General features: G+C 62.0%; 22 protein-coding genes and 1 pseudogene. 7 read left to right on the top strand and 16 right to left on the bottom strand.

Features of this window, described 5'->3' with window-relative positions:
- Positions 1-86: 86 nt before the first annotated feature.
- From AC3WQS_RS01705 to prpD, 3 genes are read right to left on the bottom strand one after another with little or no spacing between them, the layout of a single operon-like run.
- Entirely contained in the window at positions 87-1,208 is a 1,122-nt protein-coding gene (locus AC3WQS_RS01705) for a bifunctional 2-methylcitrate synthase/citrate synthase (protein WP_416315781.1), read from the bottom strand.
- Complete coding sequence (gene prpB, locus AC3WQS_RS01700) at positions 1,205-2,122, bottom strand: methylisocitrate lyase (protein ID WP_492713337.1); 918 nt, start codon at positions 2,120-2,122, stop codon at positions 1,205-1,207. Before prpB ends, AC3WQS_RS01705 begins: the two co-directional genes overlap by 4 nt.
- Positions 2,122-3,624 carry a 2-methylcitrate dehydratase PrpD gene (gene prpD / locus AC3WQS_RS01695; RefSeq protein ID WP_492713338.1) on the bottom strand — a complete coding sequence of 501 codons (1,503 nt, stop codon included), beginning with the start codon at positions 3,622-3,624 and terminating at the stop codon, positions 2,122-2,124. The genes prpB and prpD overlap by 1 nt, the downstream gene beginning before the upstream one ends.
- Before the next feature lie 167 nt (positions 3,625-3,791).
- On the opposite strand from prpD, the gene AC3WQS_RS01690 reads away from it, so the two are divergent.
- Both AC3WQS_RS01690 and AC3WQS_RS01685 read left to right on the top strand, forming a co-directional pair.
- Positions 3,792-5,213 carry a short-chain fatty acyl-CoA regulator family protein gene (locus AC3WQS_RS01690; RefSeq protein WP_019745269.1) on the top strand — a complete coding sequence of 474 codons (1,422 nt, stop codon included), beginning with the start codon at positions 3,792-3,794 and terminating at the stop codon, positions 5,211-5,213.
- A gap of 67 nt (positions 5,214-5,280) precedes the next feature.
- The gene (locus tag AC3WQS_RS01685) at positions 5,281-6,276 is read left to right on the top strand and encodes an endonuclease/exonuclease/phosphatase family protein (protein WP_492713339.1); all 996 of its coding nucleotides are present in this window, start codon (positions 5,281-5,283) and stop codon (positions 6,274-6,276) included.
- Positions 6,277-6,345: 69 nt separating this feature from the next.
- On the opposite strand, the pseudogene AC3WQS_RS01680 reads toward AC3WQS_RS01685, so the two are convergent.
- From AC3WQS_RS01680 to AC3WQS_RS01655, 6 genes and pseudogenes are all read right to left on the bottom strand, one after another.
- Positions 6,346-7,474, bottom strand: a pseudogene (locus tag AC3WQS_RS01680) (HNH endonuclease signature motif containing protein).
- Positions 7,475-7,588: 114 nt separating this feature from the next.
- On the bottom strand, positions 7,589-9,496 hold the full coding sequence (locus AC3WQS_RS01675) for an alkyl/aryl-sulfatase (RefSeq protein ID WP_019745272.1): 1,908 nt from the start codon (positions 9,494-9,496) through the stop codon (positions 7,589-7,591).
- 68 nt (positions 9,497-9,564) lie between these two features.
- Complete coding sequence (locus tag AC3WQS_RS01670) at positions 9,565-9,885, bottom strand: SHOCT domain-containing protein (protein WP_019745273.1); 321 nt, start codon at positions 9,883-9,885, stop codon at positions 9,565-9,567.
- 24 nt (positions 9,886-9,909) lie between these two features.
- Positions 9,910-10,338 (bottom strand): DUF6325 family protein, encoded by a 429-nt coding sequence (locus tag AC3WQS_RS01665; RefSeq protein WP_020909115.1) that lies wholly within the window; start codon positions 10,336-10,338, stop codon positions 9,910-9,912.
- A 70-nt stretch (positions 10,339-10,408) separates the two neighbouring features.
- Positions 10,409-11,680 (bottom strand): MFS transporter, encoded by a 1,272-nt coding sequence (locus tag AC3WQS_RS01660; RefSeq protein WP_019745275.1) that lies wholly within the window; start codon positions 11,678-11,680, stop codon positions 10,409-10,411.
- Between the two features lie 45 nt (positions 11,681-11,725).
- A complete protein-coding gene (locus AC3WQS_RS01655; RefSeq protein ID WP_492713058.1) occupies positions 11,726-12,721 on the bottom strand; it encodes an aldo/keto reductase in 996 nt (331 codons plus the stop codon).
- A 101-nt stretch (positions 12,722-12,822) separates the two neighbouring features.
- On the opposite strand from AC3WQS_RS01655, the gene AC3WQS_RS01650 reads away from it, so the two are divergent.
- A complete protein-coding gene (locus AC3WQS_RS01650; RefSeq protein WP_446837105.1) occupies positions 12,823-13,380 on the top strand; it encodes a TIGR03086 family metal-binding protein in 558 nt (185 codons plus the stop codon).
- Here the strand turns inward: AC3WQS_RS01650 and AC3WQS_RS01645 are convergent.
- The 3 genes from AC3WQS_RS01645 to AC3WQS_RS01635 all read right to left on the bottom strand — a co-directional run bounded on the left by AC3WQS_RS01645 (position 13,377) and on the right by AC3WQS_RS01635 (position 16,781).
- On the bottom strand, positions 13,377-14,651 hold the full coding sequence (locus AC3WQS_RS01645) for an alkaline phosphatase family protein (protein WP_151531060.1): 1,275 nt from the start codon (positions 14,649-14,651) through the stop codon (positions 13,377-13,379). The two genes, AC3WQS_RS01650 and AC3WQS_RS01645, sit on opposite strands and share 4 nt — an antisense overlap.
- A complete protein-coding gene (locus tag AC3WQS_RS01640) occupies positions 14,648-16,336 on the bottom strand; it encodes an alkaline phosphatase D family protein (protein ID WP_020909120.1) in 1,689 nt (562 codons plus the stop codon). The genes AC3WQS_RS01645 and AC3WQS_RS01640 overlap by 4 nt, the downstream gene beginning before the upstream one ends.
- A 103-nt stretch (positions 16,337-16,439) precedes the next feature.
- Positions 16,440-16,781, bottom strand: a complete 342-nt coding sequence (locus tag AC3WQS_RS01635) for a hypothetical protein (protein ID WP_019745280.1) — start codon at positions 16,779-16,781, stop codon at positions 16,440-16,442.
- A 143-nt stretch (positions 16,782-16,924) separates the two neighbouring features.
- On the opposite strand from AC3WQS_RS01635, the gene ilvD reads away from it, so the two are divergent.
- On the top strand, positions 16,925-18,619 hold the full coding sequence (gene ilvD / locus AC3WQS_RS01630; RefSeq protein WP_003940201.1) for a dihydroxy-acid dehydratase: 1,695 nt from the start codon (positions 16,925-16,927) through the stop codon (positions 18,617-18,619).
- Between the two features lie 13 nt (positions 18,620-18,632).
- Here the strand turns inward: ilvD and AC3WQS_RS01625 are convergent, their stop codons facing one another.
- Both AC3WQS_RS01625 and AC3WQS_RS01620 read right to left on the bottom strand, forming a co-directional pair.
- Positions 18,633-19,289 (bottom strand): S1 family peptidase, encoded by a 657-nt coding sequence (locus AC3WQS_RS01625; protein WP_007732621.1) that lies wholly within the window; start codon positions 19,287-19,289, stop codon positions 18,633-18,635.
- 74 nt (positions 19,290-19,363) lie between these two features.
- Positions 19,364-20,083: a DUF6319 family protein gene (locus tag AC3WQS_RS01620; protein ID WP_019745282.1), complete on the bottom strand. Its 720-nt coding sequence runs from the start codon at positions 20,081-20,083 to the stop codon at positions 19,364-19,366.
- Positions 20,084-20,289: 206 nt separating this feature from the next.
- Between AC3WQS_RS01620 and AC3WQS_RS01615 the strand changes: the two genes are divergently transcribed.
- A complete protein-coding gene (locus tag AC3WQS_RS01615) occupies positions 20,290-21,390 on the top strand; it encodes an adenylate/guanylate cyclase domain-containing protein (RefSeq protein WP_020970778.1) in 1,101 nt (366 codons plus the stop codon).
- Positions 21,391-21,394: 4 nt separating this feature from the next.
- Here AC3WQS_RS01615 and AC3WQS_RS01610 read toward each other — a convergent pair whose 3' ends face one another.
- Positions 21,395-22,045, bottom strand: a complete 651-nt coding sequence (locus AC3WQS_RS01610) for a TetR/AcrR family transcriptional regulator (protein WP_019745284.1) — start codon at positions 22,043-22,045, stop codon at positions 21,395-21,397.
- Between the two features lie 56 nt (positions 22,046-22,101).
- Between AC3WQS_RS01610 and AC3WQS_RS01605 the strand changes: the two genes are divergently transcribed.
- Positions 22,102-23,646, top strand: a complete 1,545-nt coding sequence (locus tag AC3WQS_RS01605; protein ID WP_019745285.1) for an MFS transporter — start codon at positions 22,102-22,104, stop codon at positions 23,644-23,646.
- Here the strand turns inward: AC3WQS_RS01605 and AC3WQS_RS01600 are convergent.
- The gene (locus AC3WQS_RS01600; protein ID WP_003939810.1) at positions 23,634-24,146 is read right to left on the bottom strand and encodes an Lrp/AsnC family transcriptional regulator; all 513 of its coding nucleotides are present in this window, start codon (positions 24,144-24,146) and stop codon (positions 23,634-23,636) included. The genes AC3WQS_RS01605 and AC3WQS_RS01600 overlap by 13 nt on opposite strands.
- A 195-nt stretch (positions 24,147-24,341) precedes the next feature.
- Between AC3WQS_RS01600 and hppD the strand changes: the two genes are divergently transcribed.
- Positions 24,342-25,547 carry a 4-hydroxyphenylpyruvate dioxygenase gene (gene hppD, locus AC3WQS_RS01595; RefSeq protein ID WP_019745286.1) on the top strand — a complete coding sequence of 402 codons (1,206 nt, stop codon included), beginning with the start codon at positions 24,342-24,344 and terminating at the stop codon, positions 25,545-25,547.
- Position 25,548: the final 1 nt, after the last annotated feature.

Raw genomic sequence — 25,548 nt, 5'->3', positions numbered from 1 at the left:
TCGACGAGGCCAGGAGACGGTGATGCCAGAACCGAACCTCGCCGACGCAGCATTAGTGGGGTGTCATGCCACGACTACCAAAACTGTTATGCCACAACGGTCCGCTGCGGCACACCGGAGTACTGGCTCAGCGGCCTGATCAGTGCATTCGACTGCCCCTGCTCGATGATGTGCGCCGTCCATCCGGTGATGCGGCTCATCACGAAGATCGGCGTGAACATCTCGACGCCGAAGCCCATGAGGTAATACGCAGGGCCCGTGGGGAAATCGAGATTCGGCTTGATTCCGGTGGCACTGACCATCGTCTTCTCGAGGATCTCGTACATCTGCACCCACTTCTCGCCGTCCGTCGCTGCCGCTACGTCGAGGAGCGCCTGCTTCATGGTCGGAACACGCGAATCACCGTTCTTGTAGACACGGTGCCCGAAGCCCATGACCTTCTCTTTGGCAGCCAATTTCTCCGACATCCAGGCTTCTGCGCGGTCGGGGTCGTCGATCTCGAGCATGTCGTGCATGACAGCTTCGTTTGCGCCGCCGTGCAACGGGCCCTTGAGCGTGCCGATCGCAGCCGTCACTGCGCTGTAGATGTCCGAAAGTGTGGACGTCACAACACGAGCGGCAAACGTCGAGGCGTTGAAGGAGTGCTCCGCGTACAGGATCAGCGAGACCTCGAAGGCCTTCACGATCGCCGGCTCCGGAACAGCACCGAAGCACATGTTCAAGAAGTTTTCGGCGAAACCCAGGTCCGACTGCGGCGCGATGGGATCCTGACCGCGCCGGCGGCGGAAATCGGCTGCGACGATGGTCGGCAGCACAGCCGTCATCCGCAGTGCCTTGGCCAGATTGGCCTTCTCGGAGTTGTCGTCCTCCGCCGGATCCTCGGCGCCGAGGTAGCTGATCGCCGTCCGGACCACGTCCATCGGGTGGCAGTTGTCGGGCATCTTGGTCAGGAGCGAGAGCAGTGAGCGATCGGCACGGCGAGCCGCACGCTCACGCAGACAGAGCAATTCGAGCTGCTCGGGTGTCGGCAGTTCGCCGTACCACAGCAGGTGCGCAACTTCTTCGAAGCTACAATTCGCGGCGAGGTCCTGCACTGCGTAACCGCGATACGTCAACGAATTCGTCTCGGGCACAACCTTGGAGATAGCCGTCGTGTCGACGACAACCCCGGCCAAGCCCTTGTAGATCGTCGGAATCTGTTCGGTCATGTCCTACTCCCCTCCACGCTGAAATTGAAAATGCCACTGTCGAATTCGTTGTAACGCTCGTACTCGAGAATCTCGTACAACCTGCCGCGCTGCTGCATCTCGCCGAGCAGTCCTTCTTGCGTGCCCTCCGCAAAAATCTCGCGCAGACCCTTTTCGATAGCGAACATCGCCAGACGAAGGGTGGTCACGGGGTAGATGACGGCGTTGAAACCGATCTCTTCCAATGTCCTCGCCGAAATGAGGTTCGACTTTCCGAACTCGGTCATGTTGGCGAGCAACGGAGTGTCGACTGCTGCGCGGAACTTCTCGAAGTCGGCCTCGGTGGCAAGAGCCTCTGTGAAGATCAAATCAGCGCCGGCATCCGCGTAGGCCTTTGCTCGCTCGATCGCTGCGTCGATACCGTCGATTCCGGCAGCATCGGTACGCGCGCAGATGACGAAGTTCGGGTCACGACGTGCCGAGACTGCAGCACGAACTCGGCGAACCATGTCTTCGGTAGGCACGATCACTTTGCCGTCGAGGTGCCCACAGCGCTTGGGGTTGATCTGATCCTCCAGGTGCAGACCGGCTATACCGTCGTCCTCGAAGACCGTGACCGTGCGGGCAGCACTCATGGGTTCACCGAAACCGGTGTCGGCATCGATCAGCGTCGGGAGGTCGGTGACCCGCGCGATCTGCTTGCTGTGGGCGGCGACCTCGGTCAACGTGGTCAGCCCGATGTCGGGAAGCGCCAATCCGGCGGAATACGCACCACCCGAAACGTAGACACCTTCGAACCCGATTTCCTGAATGAGCTTGGCTGTCAACGGATTGATCGCACCGGGGAGTCGTTGAATCTTTCCGGACGTCAGCCCGGCCCGGAAGGCAATCCGCTTGTCGGCTACAGACGTCGATGCGGCAATGAGGCCCGTCATCAGAAGAGTCCCTTGGCGACCTTGGGTGCCCGAGCAAGGACGTCTTCGGAAACGGTGAAGGTCAGCTGATCCAGTTCGCCTGCTTTCAATTCGGCGGTGCGCTGTGCCGCGTCGAGGAAGCGGTCCTGTTCGCTCGGCTCGATGACGCCCTCGGCGAGGGTGCGGAACTTCGCGACGTACTGATCGCGAGCGAACGGACGTGCGCCGAGCGGGTGCGCATCAGCCACCGCAAGCTCGTCGACGATGACCTCGCCGCTCTTCAAGGTGATCTCGGCGCGAGCACCGAATGCCTTCTCGTCCGGATCAGTCGAGTGGTAACGGCGTGTCCATTCGGGATCTTCGCGCGTGGAGATCTTGTTCCACAGCTCGATCGTGTCCGGGCGCTGTGCACGCTCGGGCGCGTAGGAATGCTCGTGGTGCCACGTACCGTCCTGCAGCGCAACGGTAAAGATGTACATCACCGAGTGGTCGAGGGTTTCACGCGAGGCGGTGGGGTCGAACTTCTGCGGATCGCCGGAGCCAGTGCCGATGACGACGTGGGTGTGGTGGCTGGTGTGCAGGACGATCGAGGCGATCTGATCGAGATCACCTACGCGGGCACGCATCCGGCGTGCGAGGTCGATCGGTGCCTGGCTCTGGTACTCCGCGGAGTGTTCCTTCGTGTACGAGTCGAGGATGGCGCGCTTCGCCTCACCAGAACCCGGAAGCGGAACGTGGTACTCCTTGTCCGGGCCACCGAGCAGCCAGGCGATCACGCCGTCTTCGCCTTCCCAGATCGGTGACGGCGCACCTTCACCGCGCATCGCACGGTCGACTGCCTCGACGGCAACCTTGCCGGCCAGCGCCGGCGCGTAGGCCTTCCAGCTGGAGATCTCGCCCTTGCGGGACTGCCGTGTAGCCGTCGTGAGGTGCAGCGCCTGACCGATTGCCTGGTAGACCGTCTCGGTGCCCAGGCCCAGCAAGGTTCCGATACCTGCCGCGGCCGAAGGGCCGAGGTGTGCGACGTGATCGATCTTGTGCTCGTGCAGGCAGATAGCCCGAACCAGGTCGATCTGGATCTCGTAGCCAGTCGCCAGACCACGAATCAGGTCTTTGCCGTCACGCCCGGCGTGCTGAGCGACGGCAAGGATCGGCGGGATGTTGTCACCGGGGTGCGAGTACTCGGCGGCCAGGAACGTGTCGTGGAAATCGAGTTCACGAACCGCTACGCCGTTGGCCCAGGCGGCCCACTCGGGCGAGAAAGCACCCGAGATACCGAAGACGGTGGACCCGGGCGTGTACGGATGTGACTGCGCCTGAGCACGCGCATTCACTACGGGGCGACGGACCAGGGAAGCTGCGGCAACTGCCGCGTTGTCGATTATCCGGTTGACGATCATGTCGGACGTGGCGTCGGTGACCTCGACGGAATCCGTCGCAACTTCCGCGATCTTCCACGCGAGGTGGTCTTCCTTGGGGAACTCTTCGGCAGAGCGGTGGGTGCGTACGAGATGCGTCTTCATCGATCCTCTTCTCACGTGCTTCGGTATCTATTTGCACGCTACGCAGCTCGTTCACCTCGGGATAGGCCCTCGCAATTGCCTATTTGTGCAATAACAATCCTGCAATGTTGCGAATGTTGCGAATGGCTCCTCGGTAGGGTGAACGCGATCGGCACCGAGGAGATTCGATGAAGAAGATGTACGCGGGAGCGCGGCTGCGACGGCTGCGGGAAGAACGAAACCTGTCACAGTCCGCACTGGCGAAGGCACTCGAACTCTCCCCCAGCTATGTCAATCAACTAGAGAACGATCAACGACCGCTGACGGTCCCCGTCCTTCTCAAGCTCAACGCCGAGTTCGATCTCGACGTGCAATTCTTCGCCTCCGATTCCGACGCACGCCTCGTGGCTGACGTTCATCACGCCTTGGCCGAAACCTCGGAATCCGGGGACGTATCGCTGGCAGAGGTAGACGAATTGGTGGCCCGAATGCCCGCGGTCGGACGCACCCTCGTGATGTTGCACCGTCGTTTGCACGCCGCAACCGAGCAGTTGGACCAGTTCTCGACGCAATTGTCCGGCGAGGCAGCTTCTGACGTGTCGCTGGTGCCCATGCCTTACGAAGAAGTTCGGGACTTCTTCTACGACCGAAAGAACCACATCGCCGTTCTCGACGACGCTGCCGAGCAGATGTTCGTGGACAACGGGTTGTCCGTGGGAGCAGTGGATCTGCAGCTGGCACGACTGCTTCGCGATCAGCACGGCGTCACCGTGACGATCCGCACGGACGAACCAGACAAGCTCGGCCCCAAGCGTTTCTACGATCCGGACAAGTCGGTACTCACCCTCGCCCGTCGTCTGTCGGCAGGGCAACGCGCGTTCCAGATCGCGATGCAGTTGGCCTTCTTCACCCAAGCCGACGTGATCGATTCTCTTGTCGCCGAGGATGAATCATTGAGTGCCGAATCCGCAGCTCTCGCCCGCATCGGACTCGCGCATTACTTCGCCGGCGCGCTACTACTGCCGTACACCCAATTCCTGGAATCCGCTGAGGCCTTGCGATACGACATCGATCTGCTCAGCCTCAAGTTCGAGGTCGGCTTCGAGACCGTCTGCCACCGGTTGTCCACACTCCAACGGCACGGCCAGCGCGGCATTCCCTTCTTCTTCGTCAGAACCGATCGCGCCGGAAACATCTCGAAGAGACAGTCCGCTACCGCTTTTCACTTCTCCAGAGTCGGCGGCAGTTGCCCGCTGTGGGTCATCCACGAGGCATTCGCGAGCCCTGGACGCATCCTCACCCAGGTCGCGAAGATGCCCGACGGCCGGACATACCTCTGGGTGGCGCGCACTACCCACAGCGGCGGGCTCGGGTACCTCGCCCCCGAGCGGAACTTCGCCGTCGGACTCGGTTGCGACATCGGCTACGCCGATCGCATGGTCTACTCCCACGGAATCCAGACGGACGACCCCGCGACCATCGTGCCGATCGGCGCGGGGTGCAAAGTCTGTGACAGACCAGCGTGCTCTCAACGCGCCTTCCCCCAACTCGGCCGCTCGATCTCCGTCAGTCAGAACAGCAGCAGCCATCTGCCGTATCCGCAACAGTAGGGCGCAAACAATAGGGCGCACCGACTCCACCTGCGCTTCCCCGGAGCTACGGCGCCTTTCTGCTTCGATGGATGTCATGCAACCCGATACCGTAACCCCTCGTCGACTGGTTCTTCGCCGCCTTTCGGCCGTGGTTGGTGTGGCCGGAATCGTGACGGGTTTGGTTGCCTTGATCGCAACTCAGCTGGACGTCGATCACAACATCGTGATCGTTCTGGCGTCAGTGGCACCCTTGTTGATGATTGCTCCGCTGATCGGTGCCGTCGTCTCGGGTATCGGGCGTCAGTGGATCGTATGTGCCGCATCCCTTGTCGTCCTTGCACTGTTCGGATGGTCTGTGAGCCCGCTGTACATCGGCGGAACTGGGGAGTCGACGTCTGCGAACGGTCCATCGATTCGGTTGATGCAGGCCAACTTGATGGTCGGTGCAGCGGATCCGGAGTCGCTTGTGGCGATGGTCCGCGAACGCAACGTCGACGTGGTGACGGTCCAGGAGTTGACGTACCAGGAAGCCGAGGCGCTCGAAGCCGCCGGGCTTGAAGAGGTTCTGAGCCACCAGTTCCTGATCCCCTACGCCGACGGCGGTGGCGGGGCCGGAATCTACAGTCGCTTTCCTCTCTCCAATCCACGTAGCCTCGACGGGTTCTCACCCGAAACGCTGTCCGCAGAGCTGAATGTCGGCTTGGCGCAGCCAGCCACATTGTTCGCCGTGCATCCGGCACCGGCATACATCTCGCCGGCTTCGGTGTGGGCGGCCGAGCAGCAGAAGCTTGGGTCTTACATGGACGAAGTCGCCGGGATGGACAATGTGATAGTCAGCGGCGATTTCAATGCGTCGTACTCGAACAAACAGTTCCGGAATCTCCTCAGCAACGGATACACCAGCGCCGCCGATCAATTGGGTTCCGGCCTGATCCCGACGTACCCGACCGACAAGTGGTATCCGGCGGTGGTCGGTATCGACCACATAATCACCAAAGGCGCCGTGGCGACATCCTTGGAACGGATCGAGATCAAGGGATCCGATCACCACGGCCTGATTGCCGACATCACGTTGTCTTGACTAAATCCTGGATTGAGCGAGCACCGGAGCATGGTTGTGCCCGGTGCTCGCGTCTCGAGTTGTTTCACTTCAGGCTGCTGTCGGTGGGCTGTTCCCGCCGATCGGCTGTTGATACGGATCGATCGACATCAGTGGATAGAACACCGACTTCCGATCCGGGCCGATCTCCACCCGCCACTCCGTGTGATGCATCGTCCGATGATGACGACCACACAACAAGATCAGATTGTCGAGATCTGTTGGGCCACCATCGTTCCAGTGATCAATATGATGGGCATCGCACCACCCCGACGGAGTCCCGCACCCTGGAAATGCACACCCGCCATCCCGAACCGCCAACGCCCGCCGCTGCGGCACCGTCGCTGTTCTTACTTCCTTACCGCATTCGAGCGGAACACCATTCTCGTCCAGGAGGATCCGGGTGACGGTGCAGTCGCAGGCGAGCATCCGGGCAGTGTCGATACTGATGGGGCCCACCCAATCCGTCCACGCGAACCCCAACTCCTGAGTGGACGGCAACAGGTCTTTCAGAACTTTAAGGTCCGTCATGTCCTTGGCCGACGCGGTCACCGTGATGTGCGGTTTCACGCCGCGTCGGAGCAGACAAACTCGACAACAACGTGATCAGACGCGCCCCGTTCACCGCATCCAGATCACCCTTCACAGTGACCCGCCCGTACAAGCCTTTCGAGGCGTAGAACTCGTTCCGCTCCGAATCCTCGCCGACCGGAACACCGTCCTCGCGTTTTCCGTACTGCTTCTCGATTCGGCGGATCGCCGCCCGCACCGCATCACAATCCGCGATATTCTTCGACGCCAACGACAACAAAATCCCACGGGCCTTGTCCACATCCGCCAGGGTCATGTTCTTGGGCGGATGCTGACAAAACGACGCCACCTGACGGGCTTTCAACGCATCCACATCACCCCGGTGAAACGCATCGCCCACAACAGGTTCGAGCATCAACAACCGCGCCAAACCGACCAGCAGACTGCACTCACCGATCTCCAAATTCGTCGAACCATGCAACCACTGCGCGATCGCCCGAAAACCCTTCCCGCCGAGAACCTCACGGGAAAACATCTCCACGATCAACAACACAAACCGCGACTGCAACTCGTGCCGGACACGCACCAGATCCAGAACCTCACTCTTGAGGTCCTCGCCATCCAGCTGCCACGCTTCGCGACTGTCCATGCCGAAAGTTTAATCGAACACACTTTCGATAACCAGAGACAAAACGGACAACTTCACGAGCGCCCAGAACTCGAGACTCGTTGAAATACAGCCTCATTCAACTGCCACACGCTGCTACGTCGGCGTGACTATCGCAAAGTTCGGATCAGGCTCGTCGAGGTGCCCCGCAAGTTCTGCGAGCTTCGCCGGGTCGCCGGCCACCGTGATACTGCCATTCGCAATCTCGGCGCCCAGGTCCGCACCACCGAGCAGCACACCGAGTAAGCCGAGACGACTCAAACTGAACGTCGCATCCACAGACCCGGCATCTGCAGACCCACCTTCCACGTCGAAATGGATCAGCACTCCGTTGCTCAGTTCCGTTCGGTGCACGATGTTTTCGTCGGTGATGTTCCAATCGATGACGATGTGGGAATTCGCTGCACTCACTCCGTCGACGCGGAGCGACACGGCGTCGAACACCTGCTTCACCGACAACGCTGCGGTGATATCAGGAGCTGCAGCAACTGTGGGCGTACCCACCGAACCGTTGCGCAGTTCGTATGCACCCGTGAGGTAGAAGTTTCGCCAGGTGCCGTTCTCTGCGCCGTACCCGAGTTGCTCGAAGGTATCGGCCTGCAGGGTCTTGGCCTCCGCGTTGTCCGGTTCAGCAAAGATGACGTAGTTCACCACCTGCGCGACCCACCGAAAGTCTCCGCTCTCGTACGATTCCCGAGCTTTTCGGAGCACCTCTGCCGATCCGCCCATGAACTCCACGTGACGCTTGGCCGATTCGACGGGTGGATGCTCCCACAGGTGCGCTGGGTTGCCGTCGAACCATCCCATGTAGCGCTGGTAGATGGCTTTGACGTTGTGACTGACGGAACCGTAGTACCCGTGTGTGTGCCACGCCTGTGCCAAGGCGGCTGGCAGTTCGATGGATTCGGCGATCTCTAGACCGGTCCACCCCTGATTGATTCGACGAAGTGTCTGATCGTGAAGGTACCCGTAGAGATCGCGCTGCAATGACATGAACTCGGTGAGCCGTTCGGTCCCCCACGTCGGCCAATGGTGGGATGCAAACACGACATCGGATCGCGAGGCGTAGCGATTGATCGATTCGGTCAGGTACGCCGACCACACATGCGGATCTCGCACCAACGCTCCACGAAGTGTGAGCAGGTTGTGCAGATTATGAGTTGCGTTCTCCGCCATGCACAGTGCGCGAAAGTCCGGGAAGTAGAAGTTCATCTCGGACGGCGCCTCGGTGCCTGGGGTCATCTGGAACTCGATCCGAACGCCGTCGATCGTCTCCGTATGACCGGTCTTCGAGATCGACACCGTCGGTGAAATGAGCGTCGGTGTACCGGTGGAGGTGGTCTGGCCCAATCCTGCACCGACACCACCTCGAGGGCCTCGAGGCAATGCCGCCCCGTACATGTATGCCGCGCGTCGAGCCATTGCCGTTCCCGCATAGACGTTTTCCTCGACGGCATGCTCCACGAACCCCGTTGGCGCAAAGATCACGCATCGCCCGGCAGCGACGTCGTCTTCGGTGGTCACCCCCTTGACCCCACCGAAATGGTCGATATGCGAATGCGTGTAGATCACCGCGACAACCGGTCGATCACCACGATGCGCCCGATACAACGCGAGACCAGCGGCCGCGGTTTCCCGAGAAATCAGTGGATCGATGACGATGATCCCGCTCTCCCCCTCGATCAGGGTCATATTCGACAGATCGAGGCCGCGTATCTGATAGATCGAATCCGTCACCGCAAATAGCCCTTGCTTGGCCACCAACCTCGATTGACGCCACAAGCTCGGATTGACGGTCGGCGGGCACTCTTCATCCAGGAATGAGTACGAGTCGTTGTCCCACAGCACTTTTCCGTCGGGTCCGGTTACCACGCCGGGATCGAGCGCGCCGATGAACCCGCGCTCGGCATCGGTGAAATCGGTCTTGTCGGAGAACGGCAGGGTCTCGGTGACTCGGGAGTTCGCCGCTTCGATTGCGGCCGATGCTGCGCGTGGGTCGATCATAGATCAGCCTCTCATGCTCAATTGTCCAGTGTGGTAAACCGGTTCAAGGCTTCAAGAGCCAGCAGGCACTAGCTCAGCAACTGCGACTTTGCCGCGGCGAACTCCGCGTCGGTCAACACGCCGGACTGATGAAGCTGACCCAGCTCCTGCAGCTTGGAGACCAGATCGTCCGCGCCAGAAGGGGGAACGGACTGCACGGGTGCGACCTGCGGCGGCGGCTGTTGCTGCTGGTACTCCTGCTGGTATTCCTGCTGCTGCTCGCTGGCCTTCCGTTGACTCCGTCTATCCATGGCGTTGGACGTCGCTTTTGCGGTTCCAGCCACTACCGCAGTGCGCGCCACCGTGCCGAGCAACCCCGGCCGCCCTCTGCGTCCACCTCGAAAAACCATGCCGAACTCCTTGGGTAATTGTCGCTACTGAAATGCTGCTTCGACCGCTGCGACGACTACCTCGCGCGGTATCTGAACGTGAAGGACTACATCGCCGCCGCCACCGCGAACCGTCGACGCGAGCTCACGCGCCCACGTCTGCTCGTAGACGATGACTGCGGCGGACGTTCCTGGTTCGAGTGACTCACGGACCACGTCCAGATCCTCGTCACTGATCAATGCCTTGGCTTCGATGGACAGAATCGCCAGTCCGATCTCTGTGAGATCTTCGTCGACGTCGATCTGCGACACCTGTCCGTCGGCGTCCTTGGCGATGTACACGAGGTCGAGCAGGGTGACAAAACCTCGTTCCACCACGTTTTGCAGCGCGGCGACTGCTTCAGGATCCACAGTAGAACCTGGGAATGCCAGCACCACGAGCTCGACCGGTCCGATGTTCATTGCGTCGTTCATCCATCAAGCCTGGTGGCTCGGACGCTTGGGAACCTCACCCGCAGGGGATGAATTACCCGATGCGATCGAGTTATTTGTTGCGACGAATGACTTCGCGAATCGGCCGTACGTGTACGCCTTCTGCCGCGAGGGCTCGCCGGGCTTTGCCTCGGGTGACGAGCACACCGACGATACCGAGAACCCAGACCGGATATTGCACCATCCAGGCGACGCGGAATCCGTCGAACGTGTACCCGCCCATGTGTCCGAGGATTACGCCCATCACTTGAATCACGATGAGGGAAGCGAGGAATCCCCCGATGTTGACCATGCCTTGCGCGGTGCCCATCGCCGAACTCGGGTTGGACGTACGCGCGTAGTCGAAGCCGATCACCGAACCCGGCCCACCCACCGAGATGACGACCACCAGGATCGTCAACAACCAGAGCGGAGACGGTTCGCTTCGTGAAAGCACGATCGTCCACATGAGCGCGCTGGCCACCATGATGGTGAGAACCAACCACGATCGACGCATGGGATAGCGACCGGTGAGAATGCCGAGGATCGGGCCGGCCACGATTGCCGAGATGACCGACAGCGTCAGCAGCGAGCCGACCGTCGTGGAGTCGAGGCCTTGAGCCGATTTCAGGTACGGCACACCCCACAGCAGCGCGAACGTCGTGATCGAGAACTGAGTCCCCATGTGGCTGAAGAACCCGAGGCGGGTGCCGGGCCGCATCCACACCGTCTTGATCTGTCGCCCGATCTCCTTGGCACCGGCCGGCACGGCGACCACGTCGGCACCGGGAGGAGCGTCGCGGATGACACTCAACGCCAGTGCAAACGCCAACAGTCCGACAGCGGCAGCGCTGCCGTAGGCAAAAGTCCAGCCCGGTCCGGACAACAGCAACATGAACGGGAGCGCAGACATCACCTGGCCCAGCTGACCGAGGATGCCCGTGAACTGCGAGACCAACGGCACCTGCCGGGGCGGGAACCACTGCGGTACCAACCGCAACACCGAGATGAAGGTGAGTGCATCCCCGGCACCGACGGCAATACGTGCACCGATCGCGACGGGCAGCGATTCGGTGAAGGCGAGAGCCAACTGCGCGGACATCATGATGAACGCACCGACTGCGATCATGATCCGCGAACCGTAGCGGTCGAGGAGAACTCCCGCCGGAATCTGCATACCGGCGTACACGACGATCTGCAGCACGACGAAGCTCGACAGAACGCTGGGCGAGATCGAGAACCGATCAGCAGCAGACAGACCCGAGACACCGAACGAAGTGCGGTGAAGCACGGCGATCACGTAGGCAAAAACACCGACACCCCAGACCAACCACACTTTTTTCATCGGGTCTGTATGTTACTCCTGTCTTTCGCAAGGCTCAGGACATGATTATTCGCGGCCCTGAGAGACCCAACTCAAATCAGCCGAACGGAAGCCTTCGGTAATCGCGGCGAGGGAGTCGAGGCGAGCGATCTGGTCTTCGCTCAGAACGATGTCCAACGCTCCGGCGTTTTCCGTGACTCGTGCAGCGAACCGCGTGCCGGGAATCGAAACGGAAGGCAACCCGTACTGACGGCCCTTGGCATCGAGCCATGCCAGGGAAACCTGTGCAGGCGTCGCGCCGAGCTCCTCACCGACGGCGCGGACCACGTCGAGAACCTTCTGATTAGCAGGGAGCGCGGAGTCCGAGAAGCGTGGGAAGCGTCGGCGCAGGTCGTTGTCACCGAGCGTCTCCGGATCGAACGATCCCGCCAGGAAGCCTCGGCCCACAGGTGAGAAGGGCACGAATCCGACTCCGAGTTCCGCGGCGGTGGGTACTACCTTGTTCTCGACGTCCCGACTCCAGATGCTCCATTCCGACTGGATCGCCGCGATCGGATGCACCCCGTACGCACGACGCAGTTCATCGCCGGTCGCCTCGGACAGGCCGATGTTGCGGACCTTGCCCGCCTTCACCTGCTCTGCGATCGCGCCGACGGTGTCTTCGATCGGAACGTTCGGGTCGACCCGGTGCAAGTAGTAGAGGTCGACATGATCGACGCCGAGTCGTCCCAGAGACTCGTCGAGTGCCTGCGGTACGTAGGCCGGGTCTCCGTTGATCCCGCGCTGACCGTTGGCGATGTTGCCGACCAGACCGAACTTCGTCGCCAACTGCACTTCGTCCCGGCGGTCTTTGAGAAGCTCTCCCACCGCACGCTCGCTCGAGCCCTCGCCGTACACGTTGGCGGTGTCGATGAACGTGATCCCGATGTCCACCGCATGGTGCAATGTGGCAAGCGCCTCGGCCGGATCCACCGGGCCGTAGACAGGGGCGACGGACATCGCGCCGTATCCCTGGGCGCTGACAGTGAGACCTTCGGCCAGAGTGACGGTGGGGACGGTCATGAAAACTCCTCGATTCGACTAAGCGACAACCTCGACAGTCTTCACCGAATCGAAGCCTCACGCACCGATTAACGTCACGCTGATCGGGTTACCCTCGAGTGATGGCATTCGATTGGCTCGAACTCGTGCTCACCGCCCACCGCGAATTCGGTTCACGACTCGCCGCAGTCGAGGACTGGAACGCACCCACGCCCGACTCCGACTGGCACGTCGAACACCTCGTCCGCCACGTCATCGAGGAGCAGCAGTGGGTACCGCCGCTCCTGGCCGGACTGACGGTCGGCGAGGCGACACCGGACATCGTTCCCGTCGGGGACGACCTGTGGACCGAATGGCAGAAGTACTCCGATGCCGCCATCAAAGCGTGGAAATCGACGGACCTCAGTGCCCACGTTCACCTCTCGTACGGCACAGTGAAGGTGGAACCCTATCTGCGCCAGCAGACCTCGGACGTCACGATCCACACCTGGGATCTCGCGCGAGCGGTCGGAGCAGACGAGCGACTCGATCCAGACCTCGTCGAGGCCGTCTGGTCCGACCTCGACGGGCAGCGCGACATGCTCGCCGAGAGCGGCCTGTTCTCCGCTCCCGTCGATCTTACTGACGATGCGTCGTTGCAGGACAAGCTGATTGCCCTGACCGGCCGCGATCCTCGTTAGACGTTCAGCGTCACGCCCGTCGTGCGGGCGACGCCGTCCCAACCACCGGCAGGTGCACCGAGGCCGAGCAGAGCCGCAACCGTCGGCGCGACGTCGATCGTGCGAGCCTGCGTGTCGATCTTCCGTCCACCGTCGAGAGCGGGATGCCCGCCGCTGAGGAAGAACGGGATGGGCAGTGTCACGAAGTGGCCGTGGTTGCCGGGAATCGGGTTGGACAGTGGAGTCGGATCACTGAACCGCCAGCCCTGGGCGCAAAACGCAACGACGTCACCGGCATTGGTGCCGAGATCGAATTCGGCGGGGAGGTGGCTCGATTCGACGCCGTCGACACCATCCACGATCTGCTGAATCCGGCTGACGGCTTCCGCCCGTTCGCCATCGGGTCCGACGAAGTAGATCAGGTCTGCGCCACCGTTCTGGGCGATTCGAATCTTGCCTGCCAGCAACGGGTCCGCGTTCAGCGGTCGATCGAGTCCGATGAGCCGCGCGGGCTCCGACCAGTCCATGGAGTGGTCGGCCAACACGATCAGAATGCTCCGATTCCAGCGACCCGTGTCATGAAGGAAGTCGACGAAGCGGCGAACCTGGTTGTCGGTGTTCTGAAGTGCGGCCGTGCGAGCGATCCGGATGGACGGACCGGACAGATCCAGGTGCCCAACCCGATCGACGTCACCGAGGTTGGTGAACGAGAGCCGCGGCGAGTTCCCGCCGACGATACGGATCAAGGCGTCGATCGTGAAGTTGTCCGGCGCGTGCTCCGTGCCGGGAACGAGCGGCTGGGGATCCCACACCAGTGAGGCGCGGTCACCGAACAACCCGTGAAGGTAGCGCTTCGACAGCACACTCGCAGTGGTCAATCCGAGTTCGGCGCGCACCCGATCCAGAACCGTCGATGCCTGCAGGTCGGAAGGCCGATCGAGGTCACGCTTCTTGTCGGTGGACGGATCGTAGACGGAGTTTGCAGGCACTCCCGAACGCGCCGGCAGCACTCCCGTCATCATCGCCGTGTGATTCGGCAGCGTCTCCGCGATCGTGATGGCGCTGGCGTCCGGGTAGTGAATACCGCCGGCCGCAAGCCCGGTCAGCGTCGGGGTGAGCTCCGATCGCAACTCGTCCGGACGCATGCCGTCGACGACGATGACATGCACGTCCAGGTCTGGGATGCCTGCGCTGGTGGGAACGCTCGCGCGAGCGGGCGTTCCGAGCAATGCCGTTCCGGCGACAACACTTCCACCGATCAGAACGCTACGACGCGAAACTTCGATACTCACTGGTCGACTCCTGGTCGGTACGAGGCCTGATCGAGGGCGGCCGAAGTGGGCGAGACTCTACTGCCCGCGCCTGCCGGTAGACGGTAGCTCACGGCATAGTGCGCATTGCTCTGTGGATTGGTGAGATCGTCGACGTAGTACCAATCCATCTGAGTACCTTCGCGGGCGATTTCGAATACGCCGAAGCCGTGCGAATCCAGTTCGACGTACCGCACGTGTCGGTTCACTGCCTTGAATGCTTCTTCTGCCGCAACGGTTACCGTTCGCGGCGGCACTTTCAGCATGTCGTCGATGTTGGGCGACGTCACCGACGGGACGACGAACTCGGCGCCGACAGTCGGCCCGCCTGGGTAATTCGCGGCATTGGTCGGTAGGTCGCAAGCCCACGACGTGTGGATGTCACCGGTGATGAAGACGGTGTTGTCCACACCGTTCGAGGTGATCGCATCGAAAAGCCTGGTGCGGTCGGCGGTGTACCCGTCCCACTGATCCGTGTTGTACGGGACACCGGCCTGCGGCACTCCCACCAGTTCGGTCAACGCCGCGGTGGTCGCCGGTTCCAGCGGCGGGAACACGCAGGGCGTGATCATGACCGGATTGCCGACGATCTTCCACTGCGTCGGGGAGGTGACGATTCCGCTGGTCAACCAATCCATCTGTGCGCGTCCGGTAATGGTGCGTGACGGATCGTCGACCTGCTTCATCGTCGGCTGCTCGTCGCGGTAGGTACGCAGGTCGAGCATCGAGATCTCGGCCAGATTCCCGAAGCGGAACCGTCGATACAGCTGAACGCTCGAACCACTACCCGACGGGCGGACAGGCATCCACTCGAAATATGCCTTGGCCGAGTTCGCCTTTCGATCTGCCCAATCGCCTTCGATACCGGGAGTGTGATTTTCGGCGCCGTCCCGGTACGCGTTGTCGGCCGATTCGTGATCGTCCCACGTAGTGATGAACGGGAGTTTCAGGTGAAGAGCAGCCAGATCCGGGTCGGTCTTGTACTGCGCGTGCCGAATTCGGTAGTCGGCCAGCGAAATGATCTCGTGGGCCGGCTCGTGAAGGCGAACGGATCCGTTCCGCGCGCCGTACTCCCCCTGCCCGTACTCGTAGATGTAGTCACCGAGATGAATGATCGCGTCGAGGTCTTCGCGGAATGCGAGGTGGCGATAAGCACCGAAATATCCTGCTTCCCAGTTGGAGCAGGACACGACGCCGAAGCGGAGACGATCGAGATCCGCCGAGTTCGACGGTGCCGTACGGGTGCGGCCCACCGGAGAAACGGCCGAACCCGCAACGAATCGGTACCAGTACGTCGTCGACGGATCGAGTCCGGTGACGTCGACCTTCGCGGTGTGATCGGAATCCGCCGAAGCAGCAACACTTCCCGACGCCACGATGCTCGCGAACCCCTCATCGGTCGCGACCTGCCAGTTGAGCGTCACCGCCGGCCCGACGCCGGAACCGGGCGTCGCCTCTGCCGTCGGGGTGATGCGGGTCCAGATGATCACGGCATCCGGCAACGGGTCACCGGATGCCACGCCGTGCGCGAATCCCGGGCTGCCACCCGGAACCTCGGCACCGGCGTGGCTCGCCGAAGCGACACCGAGACCTACTGCGCCGGCGAGAGCCGCCGATCCCTGCAGTAGGCCACGTCTGGATATTCGATCGAAGGCATTCGTGTGCACGCTAGGAGTGAACCCGCACCTGAACGGCCGTTCAAGAGAGCTTCGGGATGTTCACCCAGGCTTCGCCTGCGATTCTCTGAAAGTTTGACCGAGTCGATCCCGATCACAACCGGTAGTCGAGGGCCGAGCCTCGAACAACACCGACCTTGACTCCGATGTAACCGCCGAGTGCACCCCCGGCCGCGATCAGGATCCAGAACGCCGGCGGAATCAGCGCCTCGGACCCGTCGATCTCGGAGAACGCGGAATAGCCGGCGATCAACGCACCGAACAGCACAGGCAGTATCAGCAGCGCGGCAAAGAAAGTCACCCACACCGATACGAAGCGGCCCTTCCACCGGGCAATCTCGTGCAGAACCGTCAGAACAACCAGGAAGACACCACTACCGGTCAAGACGGCCGCCAGAACTGCAAACCCGAAAGCTGAAATCAGTTCCGACTCCACCTGAATCCCCCTGTACTTGAATCGCCCAGCACACCCAGCCCCAACTGTGATGCGACGAGTCTATTCACGACGGACGACGTCTGTTGGCAACTCGAGTCGCTCGTCTGCCGGAAAGACATCCCGCTGACGCCTATGCTTGGAAAATGACCGAACCCGACATCAAGCCCAGAAGTCGTGACGTCACCGACGGACTCGAAAAGACCGCAGCGCGCGGCATGTTGCGTGCAGTAGGAATGGGTGACGACGACTGGGTCAAGTCGCAGATCGGCGTCGCCTCGTCCTGGAACGAGATCACACCGTGCAACCTGTCCCTCGATCGCCTGGCCAAGGCCGTCAAGGAAGGTGTCCGGGAGGCCGGTGGATTCCCCCTCGAATTCGGCACCATCTCCGTTTCCGACGGCATTTCGATGGGTCACGAGGGCATGCACTTCTCCCTCGTCTCTCGTGAAGTGATCGCGGACAGCGTCGAGACCGTCATGCAGGCCGAGCGTCTCGACGGATCGGTCCTTCTCGCCGGCTGCGACAAGTCGTTGCCCGGCATGATGATGGCGGCGGCCCGCCTCGACCTCGCCAGCGTGTTCCTGTACGCCGGCTCCACCCTCCCCGGCGTCGCCAAACTTTCCGACGGCAGCGAGCGGGAAGTCACCGTCATCGACGCGTTCGAGGCCGTGGGCGCCTGCTCGCGCGGACTGATGAGCCGCGCCGACGTCGACACCATCGAACGGGCGATCTGCCCGGGCGAAGGCGCGTGCGGCGGCATGTACACCGCAAACACGATGGCCAGCGCCGCCGAGGCCATGGGAATGTCGCTGCCCGGCAGCGCTTCACCGCCCGCACCGGACCGTCGCCGCGACGGATTCGCCCGCGAGAGCGGCAAAGCCGTTGTCGAACTCCTGCGTCGGGGCATCACCGCCAGGGACATCCTCACCAAAGAGGCGTTCGAGAACGCCATCGCAGTAGTCATGGCGTTCGGCGGATCCACCAATGCGGTGCTCCATCTCCTCGCGATCGCGCACGAAGCGTACGTTCCGCTGACGCTCGACGATTTCGCTCGCGTCGGCGCGAAGGTCCCGCACCTCGCCGACGTCAAGCCCTTCGGAAAGCACGTCATGACGGACGTCGACCGTATCGGCGGCGTCCCCGTCATCATGAAAGCATTGCTCGACGCGGGACTCATGCACGGAGATTGCCTGACCGTCACCGGCAAGACTGTTGCGGAGAACCTGGCGCACATCACCCCGCCCGATCCGGACGGCAAGGTCCTGCGGGCGATGAACAAGCCCATTCACCCGACCGGAGGCATCACGATCCTGAAGGGCTCGCTCGCTCCCGGCGGCGCGGTGGTCAAATCGGCAGGATTCGAGTCTGATGTATTCGTCGGCACTGCACGGGTTTTCGAACGTGAACGTGCCGCAATGGACGCGCTCGAAGACGGAACCATCACTGGTGGCGACGTCGTTGTCATCCGCTACGAGGGCCCGAAGGGCGGTCCCGGAATGCGCGAGATGCTGGCCATCACGGGCGCGATCAAGGGTGCGGGTCTCGGCAAGGACGTCCTGCTGTTGACGGACGGACGATTCTCGGGCGGCACCACCGGCCTGTGTGTCGGACACGTTGCGCCCGAGGCCGTCGACGGCGGTCCCATCGCGTTCGTTCGCGACGGCGACCAGATCCGGCTCGACGTGGGTACCGGACAACTCGAATTGTTGGTCGACGACTCCGAATTGGAAGCCCGCAAGAAGGGCTGGGAGCCGTTGCCGCCTCGCTACACACGTGGTGTGTTGGCCAAGTACTCCAAGCTCGTGGGATCAGCCTCGGGTGGAGCAGTGTGCGGCTGATCCCAGCTCGCTGCTAGATGGGCCGGTACCCGGCGCCGACGCCTCCGTGGGCATTGATCGTGTCCACGATGGAGGTCATGTTGGTGCCGAGTTCCGGCCCCAGGCACGGCACCCAGAGGTAGGCGTTGACCATCGCGACCAGCGTCGTCCCGACCGTGACCGGGGCTCCGGAATCACCGTGGTCGACGCAGATCTGAGTCCAGGTGGATGCGTCGGCGCTCAGGTCTCCCCAGACGACGCCGCAGGTGGTGCCCGTCGTACGGCCTTCCTTGCAGGCTGTAGCCGGGAAGCTGGCCGGAGCGCCGATCGAGGTGATGGTTGCCGCGCCCACCGTTCGAACTGGTGTGACCTTGCCCGGATCGAACTGGATGACCCCGTAGTCCAGGTCCGGGTTCGACTCGACGAACGTGCCGACCACGCCTGCGTCCTCGTTGCTTTCCGGGATCACGAACGATCCAGGACCACCGCAGTGACCTGCGGTGATACCCACGAGTCTGCCGCCGTTGTCGTGCCCGATAGTGGTCAACGTGCAGACCAGCTGATTGTCGATGATGATGCCCGAACCACCACCCATGGGCGTGGGTGCAGCAACCGCGTTGCTGCTGACGATGAACCCGAGTCCGAGTGCCAAGACCAACGCTGCCAGAGCCGAAACAATTCGCTGCAACATCACAATCTCTCCGCCGGTAATCTCCCCGCTGCAAAAAACGCATACCCCGGAAAGTGCGGACCTACGCAGCGTTTCTAGTCGGTAGCTCCGAGCGCTTCGAGCATCTTGCGTGCCTCCTCGAGCTGGCGACTCAACTCGTCGACTCGCGCTGCAGCCATGTCCCGTGCAGCGACGATGATGGACTCGACAGCTTCGATGGCGGTGGGCTCACCCAACTCGCGGACAGCTCGCTCGACTGCATCGGGTGCGACCGGAACTGCTTTGCCCGGACGCTTGGCGCCCTGTGTGACCGTCACGCTCCAGTCGTTGTCCGCGCCCGCATGGATGGTGACGCTGATGCCGGCCGGCAGTTTCTTCGCACGCTTGACGGCCGGACGAGGTGTCGCGGCAGGGGCAGCAGTGGTAGTCGTTACCGGAGCGGGTGCAGGCTGCGCACGCGGCTTCGGTCGAACAGGCTCTACGAGTGGCTCCATCAGGGGCTCGGACTCCACAACTGGTTTGGGCCGTGGCGCCGGTTTGGCCGGTGCCGCGGAGACGCGGTTGATGCGCAATTCCTCTGCCTCGAAAGGCAATTCGTCGTTCACGCCCTTGGGGCGAATCATCACGGTGTTGCCGTCCACCGACACGACTTTCGCCGAGGTACCGGCTTCGATCCCCAGGCTGGGAGTCGCCTCGCGCAGATAGACGGTGGCGCGCTTGCCTTCGGCGACAGCCGTGGCGAGCGCTGCCAGATTGTCCGCAGTGAGGTGATCCGGCGTTGATGCGGCAGCGCCGGAACGTCTACGGGGTGGCATGCGCAGGTCCTTTCAGAAGTATCTCGTGCATTTCAGTATCGACAGTGCTTTTCTCGGGGCAACTCTTGCACAAGCCACCGACGTGTTGACTCTCACCGCCCGCCTGGGCCCGAGGATCCGTAGGCGGTTCGGCCAATTCAGTACTGTTCTCGGGGCACCGCGTGGAAGATGGTGGACAGAAATTCGTTGCGGCAAGAAGGAGCACGGTGAGCAGTTCGGAGTCAGAGTGGATCGACGAGGTCACCGAACCCGCCCCTGCTGAATCTAACGCTGCTGAATCTCACGCTGCTGAGCCGATCGACGTCGATGCTCATCTGCTCAGCCGGATTCAAGCCGACATCGAGGAGTCCCTCCTCGGCGGACCGCGCTGCTTCACACAGTCGCAGATCGCGGATTTCGCCGGGGTGACACGCGAGCGCGCCGATCGTCTGTGGGTGGCGATGGGCTTTGCCGTCGACGAGGATCCCGACGCCGTCATGTTCACACAGCAAGACGCCGACGCCCTCAAGACCATCACCGACATGGTCAATCGAGGCGTCATCTCGCAGAACAGTGAGGTGGCAGCTGCCCGTTCTCTCGGACAGTCGATGTCGAGGTTGGCGGAGTGGCAGGTATCGCTGATCAGCACACACATCATCGATCAGCTTGCGGACTCGGTGGATCACGAACCCGACGCCATCAGAAATGTCGTCCTGAGCCTCGGCGCCGAGATCATTCCCGCTGTCGAATCTCTGCAGACGTACGTATGGAAGCGTCACGTCGCGTCGTCGACGGGCCGCAACGTGGGAAACCCGGGCGAAGAAGTCGCGAGTCGTGTTCTGGTCGTGGGTTTCGCCGACATCGTCGGGTACACCTCGCTGACTCGCGGACTCGACTCCGCCGAACTCAACGATCTGCTCGAGCGGTTCGAGTCCGCGTCCACCGAAATCATCGGACGCAACTACGGCTGGGTGGTCAAGACCGTCGGTGACGAGGTCATGTTTGCCGCCGAGAGCCCCCACCACGCCGCCGAGATCGCCTTGCAGATCCAGCAGGCGGTCCTCGCCGATCACGACGATCCACAGCTTCGGGTAGGTCTGGCCATGGGTCCGACGTTGGTTCGCTTCGGAGATCTCTACGGTTCGGTGGTCAACAAGGCCGCGCGCCTGACCAGCTCTGCTCGCCCCGGCACCGTGCTGATCGACTCCGAGCTGGCCACCCAGCTCGGCTCGGACGCCAATTTCAAACTGCGACACCTTCGTCCACGACGAGTGCGCGGCATCGACCGCCTCGAGCAGTACGTGCTACGACGCAATCTGGAGCCGTGAGCTGTCAGCTCGACACTCCGCGTGCAGCCAGAAAATCGTCCACGATCTGCTCACACGCGGCCTCCCCGAGAGGCGTCAGCGTGGCCAGCTTGGTGAGCACCAAAGGTCCGACCAATTGAGCAAGTGCGACGTCGTAGTCGTACTCCCCCAACGCTTCGATCGCATCCGGCGAGCGCAGGATCCGATCGAACGCGTGACGGTACTGCTCGAAGACCGTCTGGCGCAACGATCGCAATTCGGGCTTGTCCGTCGACAGCGCGTCGACGCTCGAGTAGCCCTTCAGCTCCGGCCCCAAGCCGAGCCAGCACATGGCCGTCACCTGGATCGGTGCGCTTTCGATGGCCTTGGCCTGACTGGTCAACAACTCGAGCAATTGCGCGCGGAGGTCACCTTCCCCGGACATCTCGGGCACCGGCGGTAAGAGGCGAGCAAATGCCGCGGCGAGTAACTCCGTGCCGCTGTCGAAATGCCGATACAGCGTCGCACGTGCGACGTTGGCCAATTTGGTGACGGCATCGATCGTCACCGCGTCCACGCCGCCTTCTGCCAGCAGCTTGGTCGCCGCGTCGAGCAACCTGGACCTGGAACGCTGTTTACGCGGATCCTCGTCGCTGACCTGCTTGTCGATTTCCTGCTTGTCGATTCCCGCCGTCACAACCTCAGTTATACCCACTTGGGGGTTGTGGAACTGCTGTTCTTGTAACGATACTGATGGTCTTGTTTCTATCGGGAGGTTTCGTGAGTAGCGATACGACGCTCGAACAGTCCACGTGGACCATCCGACAGATCTGGATGCTGACGGTCGCGTGCTGCGCCGTCGCGCTGGTCGTCGCAGCGATGGCCGCTCTCAACACGGCCCTTCCCGACTTGGCCCGCGATACCGGTGCAACACAGAGCCAGCTCACGTGGATCGTGGACGGGTACACGCTCACGCTGGCTTGTCTCTTGTTGCCGGCGGGCGCACTCGGCGATCGATACGGTCGACGAGAACTGCTCATGTTCGGACTACTCGTTTTTGCTGCCGGCTCGTCGATTCCGGTCTTCGCGGACGAACCGTCGTGGATCATCGTCTCCCGCGTGATCTCCGGCGTCGGCGCCGCATTTGTCATGCCGGCGACGCTGTCTCTACTCACTGCAGGTTTCCCGCCGGCGCAGCGTGCCCGTGCCGTCGGAGTCTGGTCCGGCGTCGCAGGGTCCGGTGCAATCGCCGGACTCGTCGTCTCCGGGCTACTCCTCGAAAAATGGTCCTGGCATTCGATTTTCGTCAGCCTGGCCGTCGTCTCGGTCCTCATCCTCGTGGTGTCGTTCACGATCGTGACGTCGAAGGACACGGAGGCAACTCCACTCGATCTACCTGGTACAGCGCTGATCGCCGGCTCGATCGGACTGTTCGTCCTGGGGATGATCGAGGCGCCGGCCCGCGGTTGGCTCGATCCGGTAGTTCTCGCGTTGCTGGTCGGCGGAATTGCCATGGCCGCGGTATTCAGCTGGGTCGAATTACGTACTCGCCATCCACTTCTGGACGTGAGACTGTTCGCCAATCGCGCATTCGGCAGCGGCGCAGCGTCACTGACCCTGCAATTCCTGGCGACTTTCGGCTTGTTCTTCCTGATCGTGCAGTATCTCCAACTGGTGCTCGACTACTCCCCACTGCAATCGGCGCTCGCCCTCATGCCGATCGCTGTGCCGGTGATGGCGCTGTCCGTGGTTGCTCCCCTACTGATTCCGCGTATCGGCCTTCGCGCTCTCACCGCCACCGGTGTTGCCTTCCTCGGAACCGGAATTGCACTCTTGACGCGCTTGGACGCCAGTTCGACCTACGCCGAGGTCTGTGTCCCCTTGGTAGTAGCCGCTATCGGATTGGGCTTGTCGACAACCCCCGCCACTGCTGCGATCGTCTCCAACGCACCAGACTCCAAACAGGGTGTTGCCTCAGCAGTCAACGACGCAACCCGTGAGATCGGCTCTGCCATCGGCGTTGCACTGGCGGGAAGTATCCTCGCCGCCGGCTATGGCAATCACGTCCAGCCCGCGGTCGACTTGCTGCCCGAACCCGCCAAGGAACCGGTATCCGGTTCTCTGGCCGCCGCTCTCCATGTCGCCGAAGCAGCCGGGCCGCAGGGTGCCCAGTTGGCCGAATTCGCCCGTGAAGCCTTCATCAAAGGCATGGATCAAGGAGCACTCACGCTCGCCGCGATCATGTGGGTATCCGCGATCGTTCTGGGATTCTGGGCTCCGGGTCGTCAGCGAGACTGACCGCCTCGTCGGTATGCCGGGGCCTTGGTCGTCTGCTCCGATTGCAGAGTCTGCAGTAGGGGCATCGACCGGAGCGGCACCACAACCGAGAGAACCATGACGCTGGTCGACCGGGTGGCTATCCCCGACCGATTCAGTTCGAGCAGCGTCGCTTGTAAATCCTCGTGCGACGCAGCGGCAATCCGGCACAGCACGTCGCCGGAGCCTGTGGTGGCAAAGGCTTCGAGCACACCGGGGATTGCCTCGAGTTCCGCGGTGACGGTGTCGAGCGCCCCCTGGGCGATCTGCAAAGTCACGAATGCTTGTACTCCGAAACCCGCTGCAGCCAAATTGATGTGCGGCGCGTATCCGGCGATGACGCCCGCATCTTCCATCCTTTTCAATCTCGCCTGCACTGTCGCCCGCGCCACCTTGACCTGACGCGAAAGCTCCAACGCACCGGCCCTCGGGTGCTTGTTCATCGCGTCCAACAGAGCCAGATCCACTGCGTCGAGATTCACGTCTGCTCCACTCGTCGTTCAACTATGCAAATTGCCTACAAAACAGTGCCACCATCTTCGCATTCCGGCGCTGTGTCTACTTTCAACTACCTCCGTTGACTACCCAACCTCTGAAGGACTTATCTGTTTGTACTGGCAGTGCCGAACATAACTCGAGCACCGCGCTGTGTACATGGCACTCAGAGGGGACTCATCATGACCGTCGAACAGACTCTCACCGACGACGAACAGCTGGCCGGCCTGGATCTGGAGCAATTGCGCCAGTTGGTCGGCTTGGTCGAGTACGACAGCGATCACGATCCCTTCCCCGTGAGCGGTTGGGACGGCCTCGAATGGATCGTCGGAAATGCCACGCAGACTTCACATTTCTTCCAGTCCGCGTTCGGCATGGAATTGGTGGCCTATTCAGGCCCGTCGACGGGAAACCGCGACCACCACGCGTTTGTACTCAAGAGTGGGGCGGTGCGGTTTGTCGTCAAGGGCGCTGTGGATCCGGCAAGTCCGCTGATCGAACATCACAGCCGTCACGGCGACGGTATCCGCGACATCGCGCTCAGCGTCCCTGACGTGGACAAGTGCATCGCACACGCCATCACCCAAGGCGCGACGGTGTTGAGCGAACCGCACGACATCACCGACGAGCACGGCACCGTTCGCCTGGCCAGCATCGCGACGTACGGCGAGACTCGGCACACCCTCGTCGACCGTTCCCGCTACACCGGCCCTTACCTTCCCGGATACGTTGAACGGACGTCGTCGTACCGCAAGCGTGACGGCGCGCCCAAGCGAATCTTCCAGGCCCTCGACCACGTCGTCGGCAATGTCGAACTCGGCAAGATGGACCAGTGGGTCGACTTCTACAACCGGGTCATGGGATTCACCAACATGGCCGAGTTCGTGGGCGGCGACATAGCCACCGACTACTCCGCGCTGATGAGCAAGGTCGTCTCGAGCGGCAATCACCGAGTCAAGTTCCCACTCAACGAACCTGCCATCGCGAAGAAGCGGTCACAGATCGACGAGTACCTCGAGTTCTACCAAGGTCCCGGCGCTCAGCATCTCGCGCTTGCGACCAACGACATCCTCGGAGCAGTCGATGCTCTGGTCGACGAAGGAATCGAGTTTCTCTCCACTCCTGCTTCGTATTACGAGGATCCCGAATTGCGCGCGCGTATCGGAGAGGTTCGAGTTCCGATCGAGGAATTGCAGAAGCGAGGCATCCTCGTCGACCGCGACGAGGACGGCTATCTTCTTCAGATCTTCACCAAGCCGATCGGAGATCGTCCCACCGTGTTCTTCGAGATCATCGAACGCCACGGCTCACTGGGATTCGGACTGGGAAACTTCAAAGCCCTGTTCGAAGCGATCGAGCGTGAGCAGGCCGCGCGGGGCAACTTCTGAG

The organism is Rhodococcus sp. FW305-130 (genome assembly GCF_058788335.1).
Note: the sequence above shows the minus strand (reverse complement) of the source record. Positions and strands in the feature narration are given on the sequence as shown.